At 61.4% G+C, this 21621-nt stretch carries 16 protein-coding genes; 9 read left to right on the top strand and 7 right to left on the bottom strand.

Features of this window, described 5'->3' with window-relative positions:
- Positions 1–69: 69 nt before the first annotated feature.
- Entirely contained in the window at positions 70–831 is a 762-nt protein-coding gene (locus AC0J41_RS20510; RefSeq protein WP_025112400.1) for a MipA/OmpV family protein, read from the bottom strand.
- A 230-nt stretch (positions 832–1061) separates the two neighbouring features.
- Between AC0J41_RS20510 and AC0J41_RS20515 the strand changes: the two genes are divergently transcribed.
- Genes AC0J41_RS20515 through AC0J41_RS20540 form a run of 6 tightly spaced genes read left to right on the top strand, consistent with a single transcriptional unit; the run spans position 1062 to position 8362 of the window.
- A complete protein-coding gene (locus AC0J41_RS20515) occupies positions 1062–1772 on the top strand; it encodes an HAD-IB family phosphatase (RefSeq protein ID WP_025112401.1) in 711 nt (236 codons plus the stop codon).
- Entirely contained in the window at positions 1765–3159 is a 1395-nt protein-coding gene (locus AC0J41_RS20520) for an aspartate aminotransferase family protein (RefSeq protein WP_025112402.1), read from the top strand. Before AC0J41_RS20515 ends, AC0J41_RS20520 begins: the two co-directional genes overlap by 8 nt.
- Positions 3156–4034, top strand: a complete 879-nt coding sequence (locus AC0J41_RS20525) for an alpha/beta hydrolase (RefSeq protein ID WP_025112403.1) — start codon at positions 3156–3158, stop codon at positions 4032–4034. The genes AC0J41_RS20520 and AC0J41_RS20525 overlap by 4 nt, the downstream gene beginning before the upstream one ends.
- A 50-nt stretch (positions 4035–4084) precedes the next feature.
- Positions 4085–5212, top strand: coding sequence for a GNAT family N-acetyltransferase (locus tag AC0J41_RS20530; protein ID WP_025112404.1), 1128 nt, complete (start codon positions 4085–4087; stop codon positions 5210–5212).
- On the top strand, positions 5209–6981 hold the full coding sequence (locus tag AC0J41_RS20535) for a sensor histidine kinase (RefSeq protein WP_473013459.1): 1773 nt from the start codon (positions 5209–5211) through the stop codon (positions 6979–6981). Before AC0J41_RS20530 ends, AC0J41_RS20535 begins: the two co-directional genes overlap by 4 nt.
- Complete coding sequence (locus tag AC0J41_RS20540) at positions 6971–8362, top strand: sigma-54-dependent transcriptional regulator (protein WP_025112406.1); 1392 nt, start codon at positions 6971–6973, stop codon at positions 8360–8362. The genes AC0J41_RS20535 and AC0J41_RS20540 overlap by 11 nt, the downstream gene beginning before the upstream one ends.
- 11 nt (positions 8363–8373) lie before the next feature.
- Here AC0J41_RS20540 and AC0J41_RS20545 read toward each other — a convergent pair whose 3' ends face one another.
- Positions 8374–9039, bottom strand: coding sequence for a DsbA family oxidoreductase (locus AC0J41_RS20545; RefSeq protein ID WP_473013460.1), 666 nt, complete (start codon positions 9037–9039; stop codon positions 8374–8376).
- Positions 9040–9764: 725 nt separating this feature from the next.
- The gene (locus tag AC0J41_RS20550; RefSeq protein WP_424800445.1) at positions 9765–10784 is read right to left on the bottom strand and encodes an alpha/beta fold hydrolase; all 1020 of its coding nucleotides are present in this window, start codon (positions 10782–10784) and stop codon (positions 9765–9767) included.
- 223 nt (positions 10785–11007) lie between these two features.
- Here AC0J41_RS20550 and AC0J41_RS20555 point away from each other — a divergent pair, with 223 nt between their 5' ends.
- From AC0J41_RS20555 to metR, 3 genes are all read left to right on the top strand, one after another.
- Positions 11008–11940 (top strand): hypothetical protein, encoded by a 933-nt coding sequence (locus AC0J41_RS20555; RefSeq protein ID WP_473013461.1) that lies wholly within the window; start codon positions 11008–11010, stop codon positions 11938–11940.
- A 164-nt stretch (positions 11941–12104) separates the two neighbouring features.
- The gene (locus AC0J41_RS20560; RefSeq protein ID WP_473013462.1) at positions 12105–17273 is read left to right on the top strand and encodes a dermonecrotic toxin domain-containing protein; all 5169 of its coding nucleotides are present in this window, start codon (positions 12105–12107) and stop codon (positions 17271–17273) included.
- Between the two features lie 123 nt (positions 17274–17396).
- Positions 17397–18314 carry a transcriptional regulator MetR gene (metR, locus tag AC0J41_RS20565; protein WP_025112411.1) on the top strand — a complete coding sequence of 306 codons (918 nt, stop codon included), beginning with the start codon at positions 17397–17399 and terminating at the stop codon, positions 18312–18314.
- Between the two features lie 152 nt (positions 18315–18466).
- Here the strand turns inward: metR and AC0J41_RS20570 are convergent, their stop codons facing one another.
- From AC0J41_RS20570 to nosR, 4 genes are all read right to left on the bottom strand, one after another.
- Positions 18467–18964, bottom strand: coding sequence for a GNAT family N-acetyltransferase (locus AC0J41_RS20570; RefSeq protein ID WP_473013463.1), 498 nt, complete (start codon positions 18962–18964; stop codon positions 18467–18469).
- 2 nt (positions 18965–18966) lie between these two features.
- Positions 18967–19605, bottom strand: coding sequence for a LysE family translocator (locus AC0J41_RS20575; RefSeq protein ID WP_473013464.1), 639 nt, complete (start codon positions 19603–19605; stop codon positions 18967–18969).
- A 24-nt stretch (positions 19606–19629) separates the two neighbouring features.
- Positions 19630–20064, bottom strand: a complete 435-nt coding sequence (locus AC0J41_RS20580; RefSeq protein ID WP_025112414.1) for an NUDIX hydrolase — start codon at positions 20062–20064, stop codon at positions 19630–19632.
- Positions 20065–20130: 66 nt separating this feature from the next.
- A complete protein-coding gene (gene nosR / locus AC0J41_RS20585) occupies positions 20131–21492 on the bottom strand; it encodes a response regulator c-di-GMP phosphodiesterase, NosR family (RefSeq protein WP_473013465.1) in 1362 nt (453 codons plus the stop codon).
- Between the last annotated feature and the right edge of the window lie 129 nt (positions 21493–21621).

Genomic DNA, 21621 nt, shown 5'->3' on the forward strand with positions numbered 1-21621 from the left:
GAACATCCTGAAGGAATGGATTCGACATGGCTGTCTGCAAACCGCAGACCAATTCGCCCGCGCGCGTAATCAGTCGAACTTGTAGGCGATGGCCGCCTGCACTTCGCCCTGATTGGTATCGCCCACCGCTTTGACGATGCTGCTGTCCGCCGCCGAACGGGTCAGGTGAATCCAGCTCGCGCTGGTGACCAGCGACCAGTGTGGCGCCAGGGGAAATTCGAAGCTCTGGGTCAGCGCCACGTTCTGCAAACCGCCGCCGGCGTTGTACGCGCGGATGCCCGAGGCCTGCGCCTCGCGATCACTGACACCAAAGAAGGTCTGGGTGCCCTGCGCATCGGCAAAATGCGCGGTCAGGTTGCTGCTGCCGATCACCCCGCCGCCCAGTGGATAGCCAATTTCACCGCCCACTTTGCCAAACACGCCGCCCTGCCCGCTGCCACCGCCGACGGCCTGGCCAACGAAGGCGAATACGCGCCAGAAATCGGCCGGAGCGTATTGCACGAAGCCGCCAGCCTCGGCCATGTCGGGCACATCACGCAGGCCGCGCAACTCGCCGTTGGCGGTGCGCCCGGACAAGTAATTCAGATACGGCCCGGCACTGAAACCATTGGTTTTCAAGGCACTCCAGGTCAGGCCATCGTCAGTCCCGAGGCTGACATCGCCCCAGTCCAGATCCAGATACGGGATCGGCCGGGTTTCATAACGGCTGCCGGTCGGATCATGGGGTTGATATCCCACCCCGATTCCTGCTTCACCTGTAATGCCATCCGCCAGTGCGGCCCCGGAAAAGCAGGCCAGTGCGCTCAATAACGCCAGTGTCTTCCTCTGCATGAGGTCATTCCTTTTCTGAACTTGCGCGCATCAATCCCCGGATAGAGCCCTTGGCGCAAGCACTCATGTTGTTTGTAGCAAGCTACAAAAATTGTAGCTCCACTTTACGAAAACCGCGCATCGCCCCCGCCAGCACGGGGCTTTGGCCAATTGGCACAGTCCCTGCTCCCACCCTTGCCAGGCGCAGACCGCGCACCCTGACAACTGCCTCGACCCTACAGGTACTGCAGATGATTGACTGGCATATCGTGTGTGATTTCGACGGGACCATCACCCGTACCGATGTGATCGACAGCATCCTTGAACGCTTCGCTGACCCGAGCTGGGAAGCCATCGAAAACGAATGGCTGGAGGGCAGGATCGGTTCCCGTGAATGCCTCAGCCGTCAGTTGGCGCTGATCAAGGCCACGCCTGCGCAATTGCTCGAATTTTTCGACAGCATCGAGATCGATCCCGACTTCCCTGATTTCGTCGACCACGTGATCGGCCTCGGCGCTTCGCTGGAAGTGGTCAGCGACGGCATCGAGCAAGGCATCGCACGGATCCTCGCGCGCAACTACGTGACCCTGCTGCCGATCCTCGCCAACCGCCTGCGGCAGATCGACCACGACAAGTGGCGCATCGACTTCCCTTATGCCAGCGACGCCTGCCGCGCCGCGTCCGGCAACTGCAAATGCAAGTCCACCCCCAGCAGCAAACGCGTGCTGGTGATCGGTGACGGCCAATCCGACATGTGCGTGGCCTCCACCGCCGACTTCGTATTCGCCAAGGATCGCCTGGCCGAGCACTGCGAGCGCAACGGCATTGCCTACGCGCGCTTCGACAGCTTCGCCGAACTGCCCCAACTGCTGGCCCGCCTGCCTCTGGCCCCGGCTGCCAACGCCGTTTCTTTCAGCACCGAATCCACTTCTGAAGCACAGGAAACCCTGCACCATGTCTGATATCCGCATTGCGACAGCCGAAGACCAGGTCCTTCTGGAAAAAGAAGCCAAATACTGCTCCTACGGCGACACCGTTCACTACATCGAACCGCCGCGCATCTTCAGCCGCTGCGAGGGCTCCTACGTCTGGGACACCGAAGATCAGGCCTACCTCGATCTGCAGATGTGGTACTCGGCAGTCAACTTCGGTTACGCCAACCCGCGCCTGAACAACGCGCTGAAACAACAGATCGACACCCTGCCGCAGATTGCCAGCCAGTACCTGCACAAGGGCAAGATCGAGCTGTCGGAAATGATCGCGGTCGATGCCAAGAACAAGTTCGGTCTCGACGGCCGCGTGCACTTCAACGTCGGCGGCTCGCAGTCGATCGAGGACTCGCTGAAAGTCGTGCGCAACGCCACCAACGGCAAGAGCCTGATGTTCGCCTTTGAGGGCGGCTACCACGGGCGCACCCTCGGTGCTTCGTCGATCACCTCCAGCTACCGCTATCGCCGCCGCTACGGCCACTTCGGCGAGCGTGCACAGTTCATCCCGTTCCCATATCACTTCCGCGGCCCGAAAGGCATGACCAAAGAAGAGTACGGCAGCCACTGCGTGCAGCAATTCGCACGGTTGTTCGAGACCGAATACAACGGCGTCTGGGACCCGAAAGTCGGCCAGAGCGAATACGCAGCCTTCTACGTCGAGCCGATCCAGGGCACCGGCGGCTACGTGATTCCCCCGATGAACTTCTACAGCGAACTCAAGCACGTGCTCGACCAGCACGGCATCCTGATGGTCGTTGATGAAATCCAGATGGGTTTCTATCGCACCGGCAAGCTGTGGTCGATCGAGCACTTCGACGTCAAACCCGACGTGATCGTCTTCGGCAAAGCACTGACCAACGGCCTCAACCCGCTGGGCGGCATCTGGGCCCGCGAAGAGCTGATCAACCCGAAAGTGTTCCCGCCAGGCTCGACCCACTCCACTTTCGCCTCCAACCCGTTGGGCACGGCGGTGGGCCTGGAAATGTTCAAGATGACCAGCGAAGTCGATTACGGCGCAATGGTCATGGCCAAGGGCAAATACTTCCTCGACGGCCTGCAGGACCTGAAAAAACGCTACCCGATCATTGGCGATGTCGACGGTCTGGGCCTGGCGCTGCGCTGCGAGATCTGCACCGAAGACGGTTTCACTCCGGACAAGGCCACGCTCGACTTCATGGTCGAGGAAGGCATGAAGGGCGACATCGAAATCGACGGCCGCCGTCTGGGCCTGATCCTCGATGTGGGTGGCTACTACAAGAACGTCATCACCCTCGCGCCGTCGCTGGAAATCAGCTACCCGGAAATCGATCTGGGCCTGGCCCTGCTCGATCGCCTCCTGCATCGGGCGATGAAACGATGATCGACTCTGAGATCGACATGGGCGAAGGCAACGCCGGTTTCGTTCTCGGCAGTGGCGAGGTCGCGGTGTTGTTGATCCACGGCCTCACCGGCACCCCGACGGAACTGCGTCGGGTGGCCGTGGGCCTGGCGAAAGCCGGGCACACGGTCTACGTGCCGACCCTGGCGGGGCACTGCGGCGGCAATGCCGACCTGCAGGCCACTGGCTGGCGCGACTGGTACGAAAGCGCGCGCAACACCTTCGTTGGCGTGCGCCGCAAGCACCGCAAGGTCTACGTCGGTGGTTTGTCCATGGGCGCGGTGCTGTCGATGTACCTGGCGGCCGAACACCCGGGGCAGATCGAGGGCTTGCTGCTGTACTCGACGACCCTGCGTTACGACGGCTGGAGCATCAACAAACTGGCATTCCTTACCCCGTTGCTGATGAAAATCCCGTTCGGCGTGCACTTGTGCAGCTTCGAGGAAAAACCGCCTTATGGCATCAAGAACGAGCGCCTGCGCGCCATCGTCGAACGCCAGATGAAGGAAGGCCAAAGCAGCCAGGCCGGATTGCTCACCATGGAAGGCGTCACGGTGCGCGAACTGCACCGGCTCAACGCCGTGGTGAAAAAAAGCATGCCGTCGATCACCACGCCGGCGCTGGTGCTGCATTCCATCGAGGACGACATCACCAGCCGCTGGAATGCCGATTACGTCGAACGCAAACTCGGCGGGCCGGTGACCAAAGTGTTGCTCGACGACTGCTATCACATGATCACCGTGGATTTGCAGTACCGCCGTGTCGTGGAATTGAGCGCCGATTTCATCCAGCGTGGCGTGATGCCGCCGCTCGCTGATCCCGGAGTCTCGCCGCTGGAAACCCGGCAACTGGCTTGAGCAGTCGCCGCCGTCCGTATCAATGCGACTCGCCGACACAAGGAACCGACGTGATCACCGCTCAAGCCTTTTCAACCATCGAAGCAATCGATCGCTCTGACTGGAATGACTGCTTCGCCGATGAGCTGGAAGACTGGGATTACTACCGCGCGGTCGAACGGGCGGGGATTGACGGTTTTCACTGGCGGTATCTGACCCTGCACGAAGACGGCCGGCTGATCGCGGCGGCCGTGGCGTTCACCACCGCCTACTCGCTGGACACCACGCTGCAGGGCACGGGCAAACGCGTCAGCCAATGGCTGCGTCGGCGCCTGCCCGGGCTGTTCGACATTCGCCTGTATGCCCTCGGCTCGCCAGTAGCCGAGCAATGCCATGTGGGTACGGCATCGCACGTTGATCAGGCTCAGCGCCCCTCGTTCCTCGCGCAATTGCTGGCGCTGGCGAAACAGGACGCCGATCAGCTCGGCATCGGCCTGTTCGCGGTCAAGGATGCCTCGCATCGCGATCCCCAGTGGCTCAAGGTGTGCCGCCAGGCCGGTTTGCAAAGCATGCCGGGCCTGCCCGGCGCCGAGTTGCCGATCAGTTTCGCCTCGGTGGATGCGTACCTGGGCAGCCTGGGTAAATCCACGCGCAAGGACCTGCGCCGAACCTTGCGCAACCACGGCCCGCGCATCGAATGGCGACGTTCGGTGCACGACTTGCTGCCACGGATGATGGAACTCTACGAAGCCACACTCGCACGTAGTGACCTGGCCTTCGAATGCCTGCCAGCGGCGTACTTTCGCGAAGTGCTCAATCACCTCGATGAGCGGGCAGCGTGCGTGCTCTACTGGGTCGGTGACGAACTGGTGGCGTTCAATCTGGTGCTGCTCGACGGGCGTCGGATGGTCGACAAGTTCTTTGCCCACGATCTGGCCCGCACGCGCCAGTACAACCTGTACACCCGTAGCTGGCTGTTCAATGTCGACTACTGTATTGAACACAAACTGGCGATCTACGCATGCGGACAGGCCGGCTATGCCAGTAAGCTGCGCCTGGGTTGCTCGTTTGTCGGTAACACGGTGTTCTTCCGCCACCGCAATCCATTGGTCGACCGACTGTTGAGACTGGTGAAAATGTTTGTTCGACCGGATCGCTCCGACCCTGCCATGGCTGCTGCAATAAGCGAAATCCAATGATCAATGACCGACGCGCCACGCCCCGACCTTTCGCCCTCTCAGGCTGGAGCCTGCAACGCAAACTGGTGCTCGCGTTCTGGCTGGTGAGCGTGATTCCGACCATGATCGCCGCGGAGCTGGCGGCCACCACGCTGTCGCAGATCTTCGACAGCAACGTGCGTATCTGGCTGCAGGAATCCTCGAAGATCGTCGAGGACGAAATCAGTGAAATCCTGCGCGAAAACGCCCGCGCCGCGAAGTTGTTCATGCGCCACACTCGCCCGCCCTCCGATCGCCAGTCCGCCAGGCACGACAAACTGACCGCCGACATCGCCGACTCCATGGGCATCGATGTGGTGACGCTGATCCGCAACAGCGATAACAAAGTGGTGTTCAGTACCGCCGACGACAACATCGTCAGTCAGATCAGCACCGCGCCCAAGGCCGTACTGCAGACCCTGCAAGTCGCCGGCGTGGCCACCGGCACGGTGATTTCAACCTTCGAAACCGACCAGGGCGGGGTCGACTACAAGCTGATCATCGGCACTTATCTGGACAACAGTTTTCTGACCAGCGTGGCCGATGTGCACTCGCTGGACCTGCGTCTGTACCTGGCCAAGGGCGATGACTTTTCGGAGATTTTCTCGACCCAGCGCTTCCAGGATCACCCCTCGCAAGTGCCGAAGAAAATCGAGCAGACCCTGCGCGAAACCAAAGGCCCGTTCGAACAATTCACCAATAACTACAGCGGTATCTACCGCCCGATCTTCAACGAAAACGGCCAGCTGCAAGGGGTGATCTTCAGCGGTCTGCTGCGCCACACCAGCCTCGTCGGCCTGGTCAACCAGAGCAACCTGTTCATCCTGATTTTCCTGCTCAGCTCGGCGGCGTCACTGGCGGTCGGCTGGCTGGTCTCGCAGCGTCTGACCAAACCGTTGCGTGGGCTGGCCAGAGGCGTACAAGCAGTGATCGCAGGCGATTACCATCAGCGCCTGCGCGTGAATGGCGGCGACGAACTGGCAGAACTGAGCAGCACTTTCAACCACATGAGCGAGCGTCTGGAAGAGTTGCAGCATCTGGAGTCGCAACTGCGCCGCCGCGATCGCCTGCATGCACTGGGTGAAGTCGCCATGGGCCTGGCCCATGAAATCCGCAACCCGCTGGGCATCATCAAGACCGCCACGCAACTGCTGCATCGACGTGCTGACCTGCCGGAAACCGACAAGCGTCATCTCGAATACGTGGTCAAGGAAGTCAGCCGGATCAACGACCTGATCACCGAGTTCCTCGACTTCGCCAAACCCAGCGCGCCGATCCGTGCCACCCAGTCAGCCCGTGCACTGGTGGATGAACTGGCCGGGTTCTGCGAGCCGGAACTGGCTAGCCACAACATCGACCTGCACATCGACGATCAGGCACCCGGCGCCACGCTCTACGCCGACGCCAAGCAGCTGAAACAGGCCGGCCTGAACCTGATCGTCAACGCCATCGACGCGATGCCCGATGGCGGGCGCCTGACCCTGAGCATCGCCAGCGATGCCAAATACACCATCATCAGCGTTGCGGACACCGGCCAGGGGATTGAGGCCGACATGCTCGAACGGATCTTCACCCCGTTCGTCACCACCAAGGCTTCGGGCACCGGCCTGGGGCTGGCGAAAGTGTTTTCGGTCATGGAAAACCACAACGGGCGCGTCGAGTGCGTCAGCGAAAAAGATGCCGGCGCCACCTTCAGCCTGTACATTCCGGCCAATGGCGAGGATTTCGACGAGACCGACGATGACGCATAACATTCTGGTGGTGGACGACGAACCGAAACTCTGTGACCTGCTGGCCTCGGCCCTCGGTCAGAACGGCATCAGCGTGTTCACCGCCGGCAATGGCCTGCATGCGCTCAAGGTGCTGGAGAGCGAAGACATCGACCTGCTCATCAGCGACTGGCGCATGCCCGGCATGGGGGGCCCGCAATTGCTGGCGGAAGTGAAAACCCGCTATCCACAGATGCCGGTGATTGTCATGACCGCCTACAGCACGGTGAAAAATGCCGTGGAATCGATGCGCAACGGCGCGTTCGACTACATCGCCAAGCCGTTCGACATCGACGAACTGGACATCACCGTCAGCAAGGCCCTGCAGTTTCGCGACATCCTCAAAGACAACCAGCGCATGCGCGCCGAACTCGACGAACATCAGCAGATCGACAGCCTGATCGGCGACAGCCCGAGTTTCCGCAGCGTGCTGCAAGCGGTGGACTCGGTGCGTGAGAGCACTGCGACCGTGCTGCTCAGCGGCGAAAGCGGCACCGGCAAGGAAATGGTCGCCCGGGCCATCCACAAACATGGCAATCGCGCCGACAAACCGTTCGTTGCAGTGAACTGCGCGGCGATTCCCGAGGGGCTGCTCGAAAGCGAGATGTTCGGCCACCGCAAAGGCGCGTTCACCGGCGCCGTGGCTGATCGCATCGGGCGTTTTCAGCAGGCCGACAAAGGCACGCTGTTTCTTGATGAGATCGGCGAAATGCCGCTGGCGCTGCAGGCGAAAATCCTCCGTGCCCTGCAGGAACGGGTGATCGAGCCGGTGGGCGATACCAAGGAACGCAAAGTCGATGTGCGGGTGATTGCCGCCACCAATAAAGACCTGCTGCAAGCGGTGGCCAACAAGGAGTTTCGCGAGGACCTCTACTATCGCCTCAACGTCTTTCCCATTCCCCTGCCGGCGCTGCGCGAACGGGTCGAGGACATCGCGCCGCTGGCCCGGCATTTCGCCCTCACGCTGGGCGCCGCCGCCGGCAAGCGCATCAGCGGTTTCAGCGCGCAAGCCTTGCAGGCCATGACCCGTTATTCATGGCCGGGGAACATTCGCGAACTGCAGAACTGCGTGGAGCGCGCGACCATCGTCGCGTCCGCCAACATCATCGAAGAGCAGGATCTGCCGGCGTACCTGTTCGCCGCACAAGCCTCTGACAGCAGTGGCCCGCTGAGCGAAATCAACGGTGTGCCGGCGGATCTGGACGCGGCGCTGGCCGAAGTCGAGAAAGCCTATATTCTCGCGGCCCTGCAACAGAGCAACGGAGTCCAGGCCGCCGCTGCGCAGTTGATCGGGATCTCCGAGCGCAGCTTCTGGTATCGCCTGAAGAAGCTCGGGATCCACGTCGACAAGATCGTGCGTTGAGGGCTGGGGCTTTAGCTGACGGTGCCGCCCCGGGCTTCACTCATGATCTGCCGGATCGCCCCGACAAAGGTGTCCACCGGCTGCCCGCCCGTTACGGCGTACTGACCGTTGAAGACCACGGTCGGCACCGAACTCACGCCGCGTTGCAGCCAGAGTTGCTCTTCTTCGCGCACCTCCTCGGCAAACTCGTCGGAGGCCAGTATCGCCGCCGCGCGCTGCCGATCCAGACCGATGCTTTCGGCAATCTGCGTGAGTTGTGCGTGATCAGACGGATTGCCGCCATCGGTGAAATAGGCCTTGAACAGCGCCTCCTTCAACGGCAACTGCAAACCTTCAAGCCCGGCCCAGTGCAGCAGCCGGTGTGCATCGAAGGTGTTGTAGATGCGGCTGTTGCCATCGGTGCGAAAAGCGAAACCGACGTCGGCGCCACGGGCACGGATGGCTTCGCGGTTCTTCTGCGACTGCTCGGCGGTCGAGCCATATTTCTGCTGAATGTGCTCGGTGATGTTCTGCCCCTCGGGGCCCATCTTCGGGTTCAGTTCGAACGGCTGGAAATGAATCTCGGCCTGCACTTCATCGCGCAGGATCTCCAGCGCCTGCAGCAGCCCGTACAGACCGACAACGCACCAGGGGCAGGACACGTCGCTGACAAAATCGATTTTCAGAGCGGAACTCATCACACACCTCGCAGACGGAAAACGTGCGGAAAAGTCTGCACGATACACCTGCCCGGCATTGCACTGACAGTGATGGCCCCTTCGCGAGCAAGCCCGCTCCCACATTGAAATGCGGTGCCCTTGTGGGAGCGGGCTTGCTCGCGAAGAGGCCCGAACCAACACCACCAAAACCTCGCCTACAGCAGGCTACCGCTCGGACGGAAATCGGGCGGAAACGTCTGCGCGATGCACCTGCCCGGTATTGCGCTGACAGTGATGGCCCCTTCGCGAGCAAGCCCGCTCCCACATTGGAATGCGGTGCCCCTGTGGGAGCGGGCTTGCTCGCGAAGAGGCCCGAATCAACACCACCAAAACCTCGCCTACAGCAGGCTACCGCTCGGACGGAAATCGGGCGGAAACGTCTGCGCGATGCACCTACCCGGCATTGCACTGACAGTGATGGCCCCTTCGCGAGCAAGCCCGCTCCCACATTGAAATGCGGTGCCCCTGTGGGAGCGGGCTTGCTCGCGAAGAGGCCCGAACAAACACCACCAAAACCACGCCTACAGCAGGTTACCGCTCGGACGGAAATCGGGCGGAAACGTCTGGGCGATGCACCTGCCCGGCATTGCACTGACAGTCATGCCCCCTTCGCGAGCAAGCCCGCTCCCACATTGGAATGCGGTGCCCTTGTGGGAGCGGGCTTGCTCGCGAAGAGGCCCGAACCAACACCGCCAAAACCTCGCCTACAGCAAGTTACCGCTTGCAACCGGTTCGATCTGCGCCCAGTGCGAGGTGTCTTCACGGTGCTGCTGCAGATACGGCAACACCGCCGCCAGCAATGGCGCCTTGAACGCCTCCTGAAAACGATGGGCCAGGCCCGGAATCAGTTTCAACTGACTGCCGCGAATATGCGCCGCCAGATGCACGCCGTGCATCACCGGCAGCAACGGATCGGCCGTGCCGTGCACCACCAGGGTCGGCACCCGCAGCTGATTGAGCAACGCCACCCGACTCGGCTCGGCGAGGATCGCCATGATCTGGCGCTTCACACCTTCAGGGTTGAACGCCCGGTCATAGGCCACCGCTGCCTGATGCAGCAACGCCTGTCGGTCATCAGTGACCGCCGGACTGCCGAGTGCTGCCAATAGATCAGCCTGCTGCTCCAGCGCCACCTCGCGATTCGGCGCACCGCGTCGCGCCAGCAGTTGCACCAGCGCCGCACTCGGTGCCGGCAAGCCTTCGGCGCCGGAACTGGTCATGATCAGCGTCAGGCTTTCCACCCGTTGCGGTGCCATTGCTGCAAGATGCTGGGCGATCATCCCGCCCATACTCGCGCCCAGTACGTGGAACTGCTCGACGTGCAGCGCGTCCATCAAGCCCAGCGCATCATCGGCCATGTCGGTCAGCGAATACGGCGCAGACACGGGCAGGCCGAGCTTGTAGCGCAGCACTTCAAAGGTCAGGTTGGCCTCGGCCGGCGCCTGGCGCCAGGTCGACAAGCCAACGTCACGGTTGTCGTAACGGATCACCCGGAAACCCTGCTGACACAACGCAACCACCACTTCGTCCGGCCAGTGGATCAACTGCCCGCCCAGCCCCATGACCAGCAACAGTGCCGGATCCGAAGCACGGCCAATGCTCTGGTACGCCAGGCTCACCTGCGCCAGATCGACCCGCTCGGTCGGTACATTGACGTCGCAACGCGAAGCCGCCATCGACGGCAGGCCGAACAGCAGCGCGGCCAACAGAAAAAATAAACGCATGGAAAAACACCGAAACGCAGAACCCCAGTAGAGCGCGAGTCTGATGAAGTTTGTTCAAGCGCGCTGCCACAGTTGCGTGACAGTTTAATGAAGATTGCCGAGCGGTCATTTTTTCCGTCAGCCGCAACCGTCCGTCGCAACTGTCATTTCTGTCAGTAGTGCACATACCGGCTTTTCGTTGAACTGAGACCAGGACACCACAATCAGTCCTGGAGGAAAGTTGATGAGAATCTGGATAGTTGCACTCGCACTGTTGCTCTCTGCTTGCAGCACCCCACCGATGGAGGTCACTCAGGTAGTGCAGACGCGCTCGGGGGGCGGGGGCGACCTCGGGGTCGGGGCCGGGGTCGGGGTCGCTGCCGAACTGCAAAAGCGCTATGACGAAACCATCAGAATGTGTAACGGCGCCCCCAGCCAGCCAGCCTTTCTCTGCTCCGGCCTGATGTTACGCGCCACCGATATCCCGAACGGTTTCCATGTCTGGGACCCGAGTCCCGGCGCCATCAAGCTGGGCGGAATGTCGTTCTCCTTTTTCCGCACAGACGCCAGTTTCAGAAAAATGCCCTGGGACCGAAACAACGGCTACATCATTTACCCGGTATTGAAACGCCCGGTGGGTACCTTGCAAACCATGGTGCTGTGTGTGTTTCCCATCGACGGCGCGACATGGGGCCGGGATAAACCGGGCTGTGGTGCATCCGATGTTTACCCCGTCGTCAGCAGACGCTGCCAGTCCCAGAACATCACCACGGCCGAACAGTGGGTCCGCCACAGCTTCACCCCAAACGTCGATTATTTCCGCTATCAGTGCAGCTTCGATGTGCGCGACCAAATGAATGAACTCGCCGCCAACTCGTTTTATCAAGCCATCCGCGCGATCGCGCTGAAGCCCGTCGGGCTGCCGGCGTTCAATGATTTCAGCGAACTCATCATCGAAACCTGGCCGGCAGGTATCCCGGCAAAACTGCCCATCGAAGCGTTCTTCTATGTAGATAACGGGCTGGCCGTGGCGAAGCATAACCAACGCGACTTCTACAACGAATCAAAAGGCAAAATCGTCCCGATCATAAAACTGACGATGCCGACCTCTACTCAGAAGGCGCGGTTTGAATTCCGACAACAAGATCAGGACGTCGCTGAGTCCCACTTGCCTTGATCACCCGAGGTCATTGCTGATCGCCCATGACCTGAGGTGGACACCCACCGAAACGAATGCGCGATCAAGCGATAACTATGTACCGCAAGGCGCTGTGACGGCTCGCTTCTAATGGCATGTATGCCCGGGATTTCCGGCCTGCATGCCTTTTGGAGCGTTGTCGCATGTCCCACGCACTGCCCCCTGAAACGGTCGATTTCGGCCTTGATCAACGGCTACAGCCAAACGTCGATCAAAATCTTCACCTGTTGGCGACGGCTCGCTTGAACGACTGTCACCAGCAATGGCTGGAACTCATGGCCCATCACCCCCAGCAGCCCGAAAGCGCCTGGTGGGGTGCCCGCGCGCCCGGCACTGCGTTGTCGCGTCGCGAGCATGCCCTGAGCCTCTATCACCTGCATTTCGAGGCCGCGATTCAATTGGCGGGGGCCGACGGCAAGCTCGACACCGCACAACGACACAGGCTGGCGCAACTTCTCACACCCTCGAACAAAATCGCGCAGGGCCTGCGGGTCGCACAACCGGTACTCAATCGTGTCGATAACAGCCGTCTGCGCTTGTACGGCACGTTGATGATCCAGCTGGAGGAAACGGTGCAGCTGCTGTATCTGCCCGCACACCCACAACCACTGATCCGTTTCGAGCAGCAGACCGATCTTGAACGCTGGCTGATTGACCAGCACCCAAATCCGCTACGCACCACCTCGCTGGACCTCATCGAATTCGGCAACGATCCGCTCAACCGGGGAGTTGAACCATTGATGTCCACGTCGGCAATCACCGGCGCCAACTGGACCATGCTCGACACATTTTTCCCTGTCCCGCGCACTCTGCCGCCGAGTGCCGGACAAACCGTCGATGAGGTCGCGCCATTCGGCTTGCTGGTTGCCGACATTCCCCTGGATCTGCGCCGGCAAACGCTGGCGCTTGAACAGCACGCGCTCGACCGCTGGTTGGGTGACAGCGAGCCAAACAGCGCGCAACGCCAGCAACTGGCGCAGCAGTTCGACGCGCTGAGCGAAGCCCGCCAAGCCGGTCATGATGCAGCCTCGGCACTGCTCGACAGCCGCGACCCACTGAAAATGCTCGAACTGCGCCATGTCGCAAATGTGCATTACCACGCCCTGCTGCAGGCTCGAATCGCGGGGCTGCGCATCGAGGTCGAACTGCAACGGCTACTCAATCACCTGACCGTCGAGGAGCACCGGCGAGTCATCGCGTTGCTGGATGCGCCCGAGCGCAACCCTCAGTTGGCCGACGGGGTGGTCGCACGGGTGTCGTTGTCGGCGGCAGACCAGGAGCTTACCCACATCGAGGACCTGCCTGGCGTACTGGTCATCGCCACGGCTTTGGCGCTGCAGCCAGGCTCGACCGAAAGCCTGCTGCTCTACTGGCCGGGTCAGTTCGGCGGACTGCAGCGCTTCGATTCGCGTCTGGCGCTGGAGCAGAACCTGTTCAAGAGTTCGTCCAACGATCACGAACTGGCCCTGCACCTGACGCCACTCAATGGCGACCCGCTCGCCTGGTCGCTTGATCAACAGCTCTATCAGTGCGAACAACAAGCCGCGCAGATCCTGCACGACAAACCGCTGCCCACACATGCACGCGAGCGCAACAGCGAAATCGAAAAGCTGCGCGAACAACACTTGCCGCGCCTCACGCTGCCGCTCGCACAGGCCCGTGAACGGGCATTTGCCGAGCGCCAGGAGCAAGACCACAGCGCCGAGCTCGCCGGCAACCTGCCCGCATGGTTCAACAACGTGGACGGCGCGCACCGTACACGGATCAAAGTGCTGATCAGCCGCTACCTCGTCGCCATGCGACGCGCCCATGCCTTGTTCGAGCGCGAACTTCCACCGCGCCAGGCCTTCGCCGAAAAACGCCTCGACGCCCGATTGCGCACAGACTTCTCGCTGGGTACAAGTGTGACCGTGAGCCTTGATCTGCCCGACGCCACGGCCTGGCAAAAAACCGTGATCGAGGGTGCAGCACCCGGCACACCGCAACGCAATATCCTGACGGCCAGTGCCAGGCGCAGCGACATCAGCCTCGAACAACTGGCCCAGGACAACATCGATCAGGACATGTGGTGGCGCCTGTCGTTCATGCAGGTCAAGGTCAGCGCCGGGGACGACGCCGATCGGCGGAACGTCGAGGCCGGGCTCAACCCGATCTACTTGCGCAAACTGGTGACGGAACTGGATCTGGCCGGACGTTACGAAACGCTGATTCGCCAGACGTTTTTCGGCGCGCCGGCAGAACCTGCATTCCAACAGGCCTGGCGCCGCGAATGCCTGAGCGAACCGTGGCGCCTGATGCTCAAGTTGCAAGGCGAGTTCGCCTGGCTGCAAGGGCACATCGACACGGCCGGCCATGACGTGCTGAAGATCGCTATCGACGCGGCAACACCTGAGGCTTATGCGGTCGATGACCAGCGCATCGCGCTGCTGCCGGCGCACCTGACGGTCGGCGGTGAGGACACCCTGCATCAGGGACCGAGCACGCTCACCGGCGTGACGTTCATTGTCGAACAGACCGCCGGCCTGACCCTGCTGTATCTGCCTGACAGCAGCGACGCCATTTTCCTGCGCCAGTACGAAACACTGGAACAGGCGCGTCTGGACCTGTTCAAGCGTTGCGTGGACAGCAAAATGGTCAACTATCTGGCCGGACGCGTCCTGAACGGCGATTTTGCCAGTCACGTCAGCCGGATCGACCAGGCGCAACTGCGCAACTTCGATGCCCTGATCGGCGTCGGGGCAGCGTGGCCCGCAACGACATCGCTGGCTGACCATCTGCTGAACGTGCACATGGGCCGGTTGCTGGAAGCCCATCGCAGCAGTTCGCGTTCCAACGATGCGTTGCATCTGGAGCGCTGCGCCTTGAAGTCCGGCGCGCTGTTCAATTACCTGAAAATGGCCATCGGCATGCTGCCGTTCATCGGCACGGCAGTGGCCCTGTATGACGCCTGGAACAGCGCCAATCTGGCCGTGGCGGCATTCTTGCGAGGTGAGATCGGCCAGGGTCTGGCCGAGGTGGAGGCGGTGCTGCTGTCACTGATCGATGCAGCAATGGACGTGCTTCCGGGGACGGTCTCGGTCCCCGCAGCCGCACGTCTGGCAACCCGTAGTCGGCAACGTGCAGCACTGGGTAAAACAGCCGCACTGCCGACCTCCTGGCAATGGTCCCGACAGTCACTCGACCGCTTCAAGGGCTACGAGTACGAACACGAAATTTCCCTGGCCGGCCTGCGCGCCAACACCCACGGCGTGTACCGCAACGTCTACCGCCATGCCGATGGCGACTTCATCGTCCGTCAGGGCCGTATCTATCGGGTCCAGCTCAGCGATGCGCCACGCGGTTGGAGACTCTACGGCACGTGGATTCGCGGCTACAAACAGCCGATCGCCCTCGACGAAAGCGGCCAGTGGAACACTCACTACGCAGTGTTCGGCACCGTGATGGAGGGCGGCGGTGCAGGCGGTGGCGCCGTACTCGGGCATCTGGCCGACGGCATGGACCCGCTCTGGCCTGCCCCGATCCGCCAGTGGTTGCCGCGCTGGTGGACTGATCGGCAACTGCGCAGACAATTGACCCTGACCAATACCGCCGACGCCTACATCCGGCGCCTCGATACCCAGACCCGCGCCACCAATCAGTTGCTGGAGCACTACCAGAAACTCGCTTTCAGCGAGCGCAAGCCCTTGCAGGCAGCCGTCGACGCGGCGTGCGTCAATGACCTCGACATTGCCATCGCCCAGTACCAGAACCTGACCGAACTTCTGCCCCTGAGCCACGGCCGCAAACGTCTGCAAATCGAGGACATCCGGAGCCGCTGCGCCTGGATCGTGGTAGACCGCGCCATTCAGCGCATCAGCGTCGCCCGCGACCGCTTGCTCGACCACCTGAACCGGATCGACGATCTGGTCGCCGAATCCGACGCCACACGGTTTGACGACATCGCCACCCATATCCAGCTGATGGCTCGGCGCAAGCTGATACGCAAGAAATTCCTCAGCGAGTTCGATCACCTGCATGTGCTCACCGAGCAGGCCAACCTGTGGAATAACCGCATCACCCTCCGCGCCCAGAAAGCCAAAATGGCAAAAGACATGACCGCCATCAACCGTGACCTCGGCCAAAGCACGCACGATTACCTCAGAACCGCGCACCTGCTGGAAATCATTACCCGTTACGACGCTGTCGCTGATCTGTCCTGGGTGTATTTCCATACCCAGATGAAAGGCGCGCGGGTCAAGGTCGGGCGTGCGCTGTTGACCCTGCATCACCTGTCCGAGGTTCACGCCAGTCTGGCCCAGCGCAATCGGGTGATCGAAGATTGCCTTGAGATCTACGCCGGTTTCCGGCGCCAGCTCAACGCCTGGACGCTTGGCTATGCGCAGCATCTGGACCAGGAGCAAATCGGCCTGTTTCTCGATGGTTTGACCAAGGTCGAAAAACAGGCACGCCATGCGATCAGACAACGTCCACCCATCAAGGCGAAAGAGCCTGGCGGCAGGCAACTGTTCGAAACCGAGGACAACCAGTTGCTGATCGGCACAGAGATAATCGATGCCGGCACTCGCCAGAGACGCTTCACCGTGGAAGGCCTCGATGGTTTTCGCGAAACCTGGCTACCGCGCTCCAGCGGCAAGTTTCATCTGCAAGTGCAATCGCCCCCTTCCACACCGTCGCTACCCACCGATGTTCGCCCCTTGCTGGTCGAAGCCAGGCAACGGCTCACCGCAGTCACGGCCTACAGCAACAAGGTGCAGGGCTACGCCCGCCAGAACATGCTGCCGGTAGATCTGGAGCACATGCTTGGCAGCGAAGCCACGGAGTTGAGCACCCGCGCGCAAGCTATCGAGCGGCTGTCGCCGGCCGAGCCGGTGGTGCAGCAATTGCGCGACAAGGCGCGCGATATGCGGCGAGCGGGACGCACCTTGCGCATCGAGCAGTCACTGCGCAGCAAGACGCCCGGTGAAGGCTATCTGGACTATCTGCTGCAAGAGCAAGTGGTGGATATCCGCAAGGAAGGTTCGCTTCGGCCGCTTGGCAAACGCACTGACGGACGCAAGGACTTTCTCCAGGAATATGAGGTGCGCGACCTCACCGCCACCCCGCCAAACACGCTGTGGTACGCACACTTTCACTACACCTCGGACACCGTCCCGTTCCACGACTTCGTCAAAGCTCATCTGAAACTTCCAGCGCAGCGCAATCTAGGCCTGCAATGGCAGCAGGCCCAAGCCGCCAGCGGCGCTCAGGTCGAGGCGATCTGGCGCGGTGATATCGGAAAACCGCTGGGCATCCAGCATTTCGCCAACCTCTAAGACAGAAAAACGGTGGGGCACGCGAGGTGCCCTGCCACACCTTCAGCGGTCGACAGTCCCGCCAACATGAGACAAACTCACCGCCTTCGCCTCGATCACAAATTTTCTTCATGGAGCCATGCGGTGCTTGAAATCCGTCATCTGAAAACCCTGCATGCCCTGCGCGAAGCCGACAGCCTGGTCGACGCCGCCGACCGCCTGCACCTGACCCAATCGGCGCTGTCCCACCAGTTCAAGGAACTGGAGGAGCGCATGGGCATGCCGCTGTTTGTGCGCAAGACCAAACCGGTGCGCTTCACCAGTGCCGGCCTGCGCCTGCTGCAACTGGCGGACGCAACCCTGCCGCTGCTGCGCGCCGCTGAACGTGACATCAGCCGACTGGCCGGTGGCACCGCCGGGCGCCTGCACATGGCGATCGAGTGCCACAGCTGTTTTCAGTGGCTGATGCCGACCATCGACCAGTTCCGCGACGCCTGGCCGGAAGTCGAGCTCGACCTGGCCTCGGGTTTCGCCTTCGCCCCGCTGCCAGCCCTGGCCCGTGGCGACCTGGACCTGGTCGTGACGTCCGACCCCTTGGAAATTGCCGGCATCACCTACGTGCCGCTGTTCACCTACGAAGCGATGCTCGCAGTCGCCAACCAGCACCCGCTGGCGAGCAAACCCTATATCGTCCCCGAGGACCTGCTGACCGAAACCCTGATTACCTATCCGGTGGAACGCGATCGGTTGGACATTTTCACCCGCTTCCTGGAGCCGGCCGACATCGAACCGGCGCAGGTTCGCACCTCGGAACTGTCGGTGATGATGATGCAACTGGTCGCCAGCGGCCGTGGCGTCTGCGGCATGCCGCACTGGGCGCTGCATGAATACAGTTCGCGCGGCTATGTGAAGGCCAAACGACTGGGCGAGAAGGGTCTGTTTGCCACGCTGTACGCAGCGATCCGCGCCGACATGCTGGATGCGCCGTACATGCGCGATTTCCTGCTGACGGCCAAGGACACGTCGTTCTCGACGCTGGATGGGGTCAGCGCCGTACGCTGACGCTGCAAAGCAAAAGATCGCAGCCTGCAGCAACGCCACCTTCACCTGTGGGAGCGGGCTTGCTCGCGAAAGCGTCAAGTCAGGCAAAAATGAGCTATCTGACACACCGCATTCGCGAGCAAGCCCGCTCCCACAAGGGGTTCAGTGTGAAATCAAAGTTGGCGCCACATGTGAATCTTGTCGAAGTAGTCTTCGCCTACCCGAACCGCGAGCGGCTCAAGCCCGAACTGGATGAAGCCGCAGCGCTGGTACAGGTTGAACGCGGCGTCGTTGCCGGCGGTGACGGTGAGCTGGATGACTTTCAGCGCAGGATGATTTTGCGCTTCGGCCAGGGCGGCCTGGACCAGTTCATGGCCCAGACCGTGCTGACGAAAATCAGCTGACACGTACATGCCGAACAGGGTGGCCTTGTGGCGTGCCTTTTCCCGGGGCTCGAAGGCCAGACCAACGATGCCAGCCAGCACTCCGGCCTCGAATGCTCCCAGTACCACATCGAGCTTGCTGGTCAGGCGCCCTTCCCACCAGCTCAACGGCATCACCGCGCGCTCGCGCACGCTTGAGGTGAACGCCTGTGGATGGCGATCGTAAGCCTCCAGCATCAATTCGCGGTAGGCCAGCGCGTGGCTGGCGTCGAGCCGTTCGATCCACATGCTCAGGCCGTCCTGCGTTGTTCCAGCATCAGGCGCACAGCCAGGGCACCGAGCACAAAGCCCATGAAGTAGCGCTGAATTGCCAGCCACGTCGGGTTGCGCACGAACCACGAGGCAATGCCTGCCGCAAACAACGCGATCAGCAGATTGACGCTGAAACTGACGCTGATCTGGGTCAGGCCGAGGATGATGCTCTGGGTGAACACCGAGCCGTGTTCGGGGCTGATGAACTGCGGAAACACCGAGAGGTAGAACACCGCGATTTTCGGGTTCAACGCACTAGTGAGAAAACCCATGGTGATCAGTTTGCGCGACGAGTCCGGCGGCAATTGCTGCGCTTCGAATGGCGAGCGCGCACCGGGTTTGACCGCTTGCCAAGCCAGCCACAGCAAGTACAGCGCGCCGGCCCACTTCAGCACCTCATAGGCCATCGGCACCGCCAGAAACACCGCGGTCAAGCCGGCAGCCGCGGCGAACATATGCACGAAGAATCCACTCACCACGCCGAGCAACGAGGTGACCCCGGCCTTGCGCCCCTGACAGATCGAGCGCGAGATCAGGTAAATCATGTTCGGCCCCGGCGTCAGTACCATCAACAGCGCGGCGGCAGCAAAAATCAGCAGGTCTTGAAGCGGGATCATGGATGACGTCCTGTGCGTGGATGATCAGGCGGTTTCGCTGAGCGAGGCTCGATAAAACGGCAGGATCAGGTCGCGTGTCAATGGCGCCAGCACCAGACCACCGTCAGTGGCCGGATCGATCCAGAGCACTTCCTCGATTTCGGCAGCCGGAGTCACATCGGTGTCGATAGTCAGTTGAAAGATCTGGGCCTGAACAACAAACCCCGGCTCGTTGGCGGCGGGCGCCGAGAACTGACCGAGAAAAGACGCCTGCGCCGGATCGATCTGCAGGCCCAACTCTTCCTCCAGCTCACGGGCCAGCGCGTGCACCGGCAACTCATGCGCTTCGATCTTGCCGCCCGGTTGCATGAACGCCGTGGTGCCGCGCTTGCGCACCAGCAGGGTCTGGCCTTCAGTGTTAAGCAACAAGGCGGCGGCAATACGGATGAGGCGTGGAGATACAACGGATGCAGAGGTCATGGGGCAGCTACCGTCCTGGAAAAGGCGCAAGGATCCCATGCCTGCCCTATGCCGTCACCTCACAGATCATTCCCCCAGGGCCTTGAGCGCGGCTTCAACCTCCTCCGGCACCTTGACGAAAATCTTGTACTTGCCGCCCTCCATGGCTTCGAACGCAATCAGCTTTTCCACCAACAGCGCGCTGAGCACCTTGCCGGCGTTGAGCAGCAACATGCCGTTATCGGCATTCAGATTACGCGCCAGAATCATCCCGGCGGCCAGATCCCGAGTGGTCAACACCTTGACCGACGGATCGGCCAGCGTGACGTCGCTAAGGAATTCGGCACACACCTGAATGAAGTCTTCGACCAGATCAGGGTCGTACAAACGCCCGGCGTACTGACGCAGGTACAGCAGCGCTTCGTCGCTGTTCATCTGCCGTTCGAGGATCAAGCCACGCTGCAACTCGACAAAATCCACCGCCAGTTTCAGCAGGCGTGAACCGAACGGAATACCCTCGCCCTTGAGCCGGTCGGGAAACCCGCTGCCGTCCCAGCGTTCCTGATGATGCAGGATCAGACGAGCCGCATCCTTCATCGGGTCCAGCGTCATGAGCAACGATTCGCTCTGCTTCGGGTAACTGCGATAACGCTCGCGATCGGTATGGCGCAGCAAATCCGAGGGCGTGACCATCATGCCGTCGGTCCAGCTCAGCTTGCCGACGTTGTACAACGCCGCGGCCATGGTCAGGTCGCGGCTGGTGGCCTCGTCCAGGCCGTGCTGTTTGCAGTAGCTGCGCACCAGTTCGATGATCTGCCGGTTGGTCTGCTTGGCAGGTGGTAAACGCAGATTGGCCAGCAGCGAGAACACTTCAGTGCCGGTGACATAGCTGTGTTTGAGCTCTTCGTAAGCCAGATCGAGCATGTCGGCGGTTTGCTGCAGTTCGGCCGTGCGCGCCGCCACATGCTTTTCCAGGGTGCTGTTGAGCAATTTGAGCTGATCGTTCTGCACCTGGGTCAAGCGCTCCAGACGCTGGCGTTCCTGCTCGGAATGCTGGTGCTCGAGGGACTGACGCAGGATCAGCAGCAGCTCCTCGTCATTCCACGGTTTGCTGATGTAACGGTGAATTTGCCCATCATTGATGGCTTTGATGATCGCCCCCGGGTCGGCATAACCGGTGAGCATGATCCGCGCAGACGCAGGATATAGCTGACGGACATGGGCCAGTAACGAAGCCCCGTCCATGCTCGGCATGCGCGCATCGCTCATCACCAGGTTCACCGGCTGCTGCGCGAGCATATCGAGCGCCTGGGCACCACTGGTGGCCAACAGAACTTCATAGGGCTGACCGCGCAGCAGGCGGCGCAGGCTGTTGAGGATCGATTCCTCGTCATCGACCAGCAGCACCGTCGGTCGATGCGTCGGCAACGGGGCGGATTGCTCTTCCATGGCATGGCCTCAAGCGAAAACAGAGGTTAACGACGCACCGACCGACCGCCGCACTGGCCCGCACCTGAGTCAAAGGCTAGATGATTTTTCAGTGCATTCACGCAAATCTTCACTCGGGGCCCAACGCGC

This window comes from Pseudomonas sp. Arb-4-2C (assembly GCF_055755015.1).

Bases quoted from the DNA above. Each gene is read 5' to 3' on its own strand.
- AC0J41_RS20510 (WP_025112400.1), bottom strand. From the start codon at position 831: ATGCAGAGGAAGACACTGGCGTTATTGAGCGCACTGGCCTGCTTTTCC.
- AC0J41_RS20560 (WP_473013462.1), top strand. From the start codon at position 12,105: ATGTCCCACGCACTGCCCCCTGAAACGGTCGATTTCGGCCTTGATCAA.
- AC0J41_RS20535 (WP_473013459.1), top strand. From the start codon at position 5,209: ATGATCAATGACCGACGCGCCACGCCCCGACCTTTCGCCCTCTCAGGC.
- AC0J41_RS20555 (WP_473013461.1), top strand. From the start codon at position 11,008: ATGAGAATCTGGATAGTTGCACTCGCACTGTTGCTCTCTGCTTGCAGC.
- nosR (WP_473013465.1), bottom strand. From the start codon at position 21,492: ATGGAAGAGCAATCCGCCCCGTTGCCGACGCATCGACCGACGGTGCTG.
- AC0J41_RS20570 (WP_473013463.1), bottom strand. From the start codon at position 18,964: ATGTGGATCGAACGGCTCGACGCCAGCCACGCGCTGGCCTACCGCGAA.
- AC0J41_RS20520 (WP_025112402.1), top strand. From the start codon at position 1,765: ATGTCTGATATCCGCATTGCGACAGCCGAAGACCAGGTCCTTCTGGAA.
- AC0J41_RS20550 (WP_424800445.1), bottom strand. From the start codon at position 10,784: ATGCGTTTATTTTTTCTGTTGGCCGCGCTGCTGTTCGGCCTGCCGTCG.
- AC0J41_RS20525 (WP_025112403.1), top strand. From the start codon at position 3,156: ATGATCGACTCTGAGATCGACATGGGCGAAGGCAACGCCGGTTTCGTT.
- AC0J41_RS20515 (WP_025112401.1), top strand. From the start codon at position 1,062: ATGATTGACTGGCATATCGTGTGTGATTTCGACGGGACCATCACCCGT.
- AC0J41_RS20545 (WP_473013460.1), bottom strand. From the start codon at position 9,039: ATGAGTTCCGCTCTGAAAATCGATTTTGTCAGCGACGTGTCCTGCCCC.
- AC0J41_RS20580 (WP_025112414.1), bottom strand. From the start codon at position 20,064: ATGACCTCTGCATCCGTTGTATCTCCACGCCTCATCCGTATTGCCGCC.
- AC0J41_RS20540 (WP_025112406.1), top strand. From the start codon at position 6,971: ATGACGCATAACATTCTGGTGGTGGACGACGAACCGAAACTCTGTGAC.
- AC0J41_RS20575 (WP_473013464.1), bottom strand. From the start codon at position 19,605: ATGATCCCGCTTCAAGACCTGCTGATTTTTGCTGCCGCCGCGCTGTTG.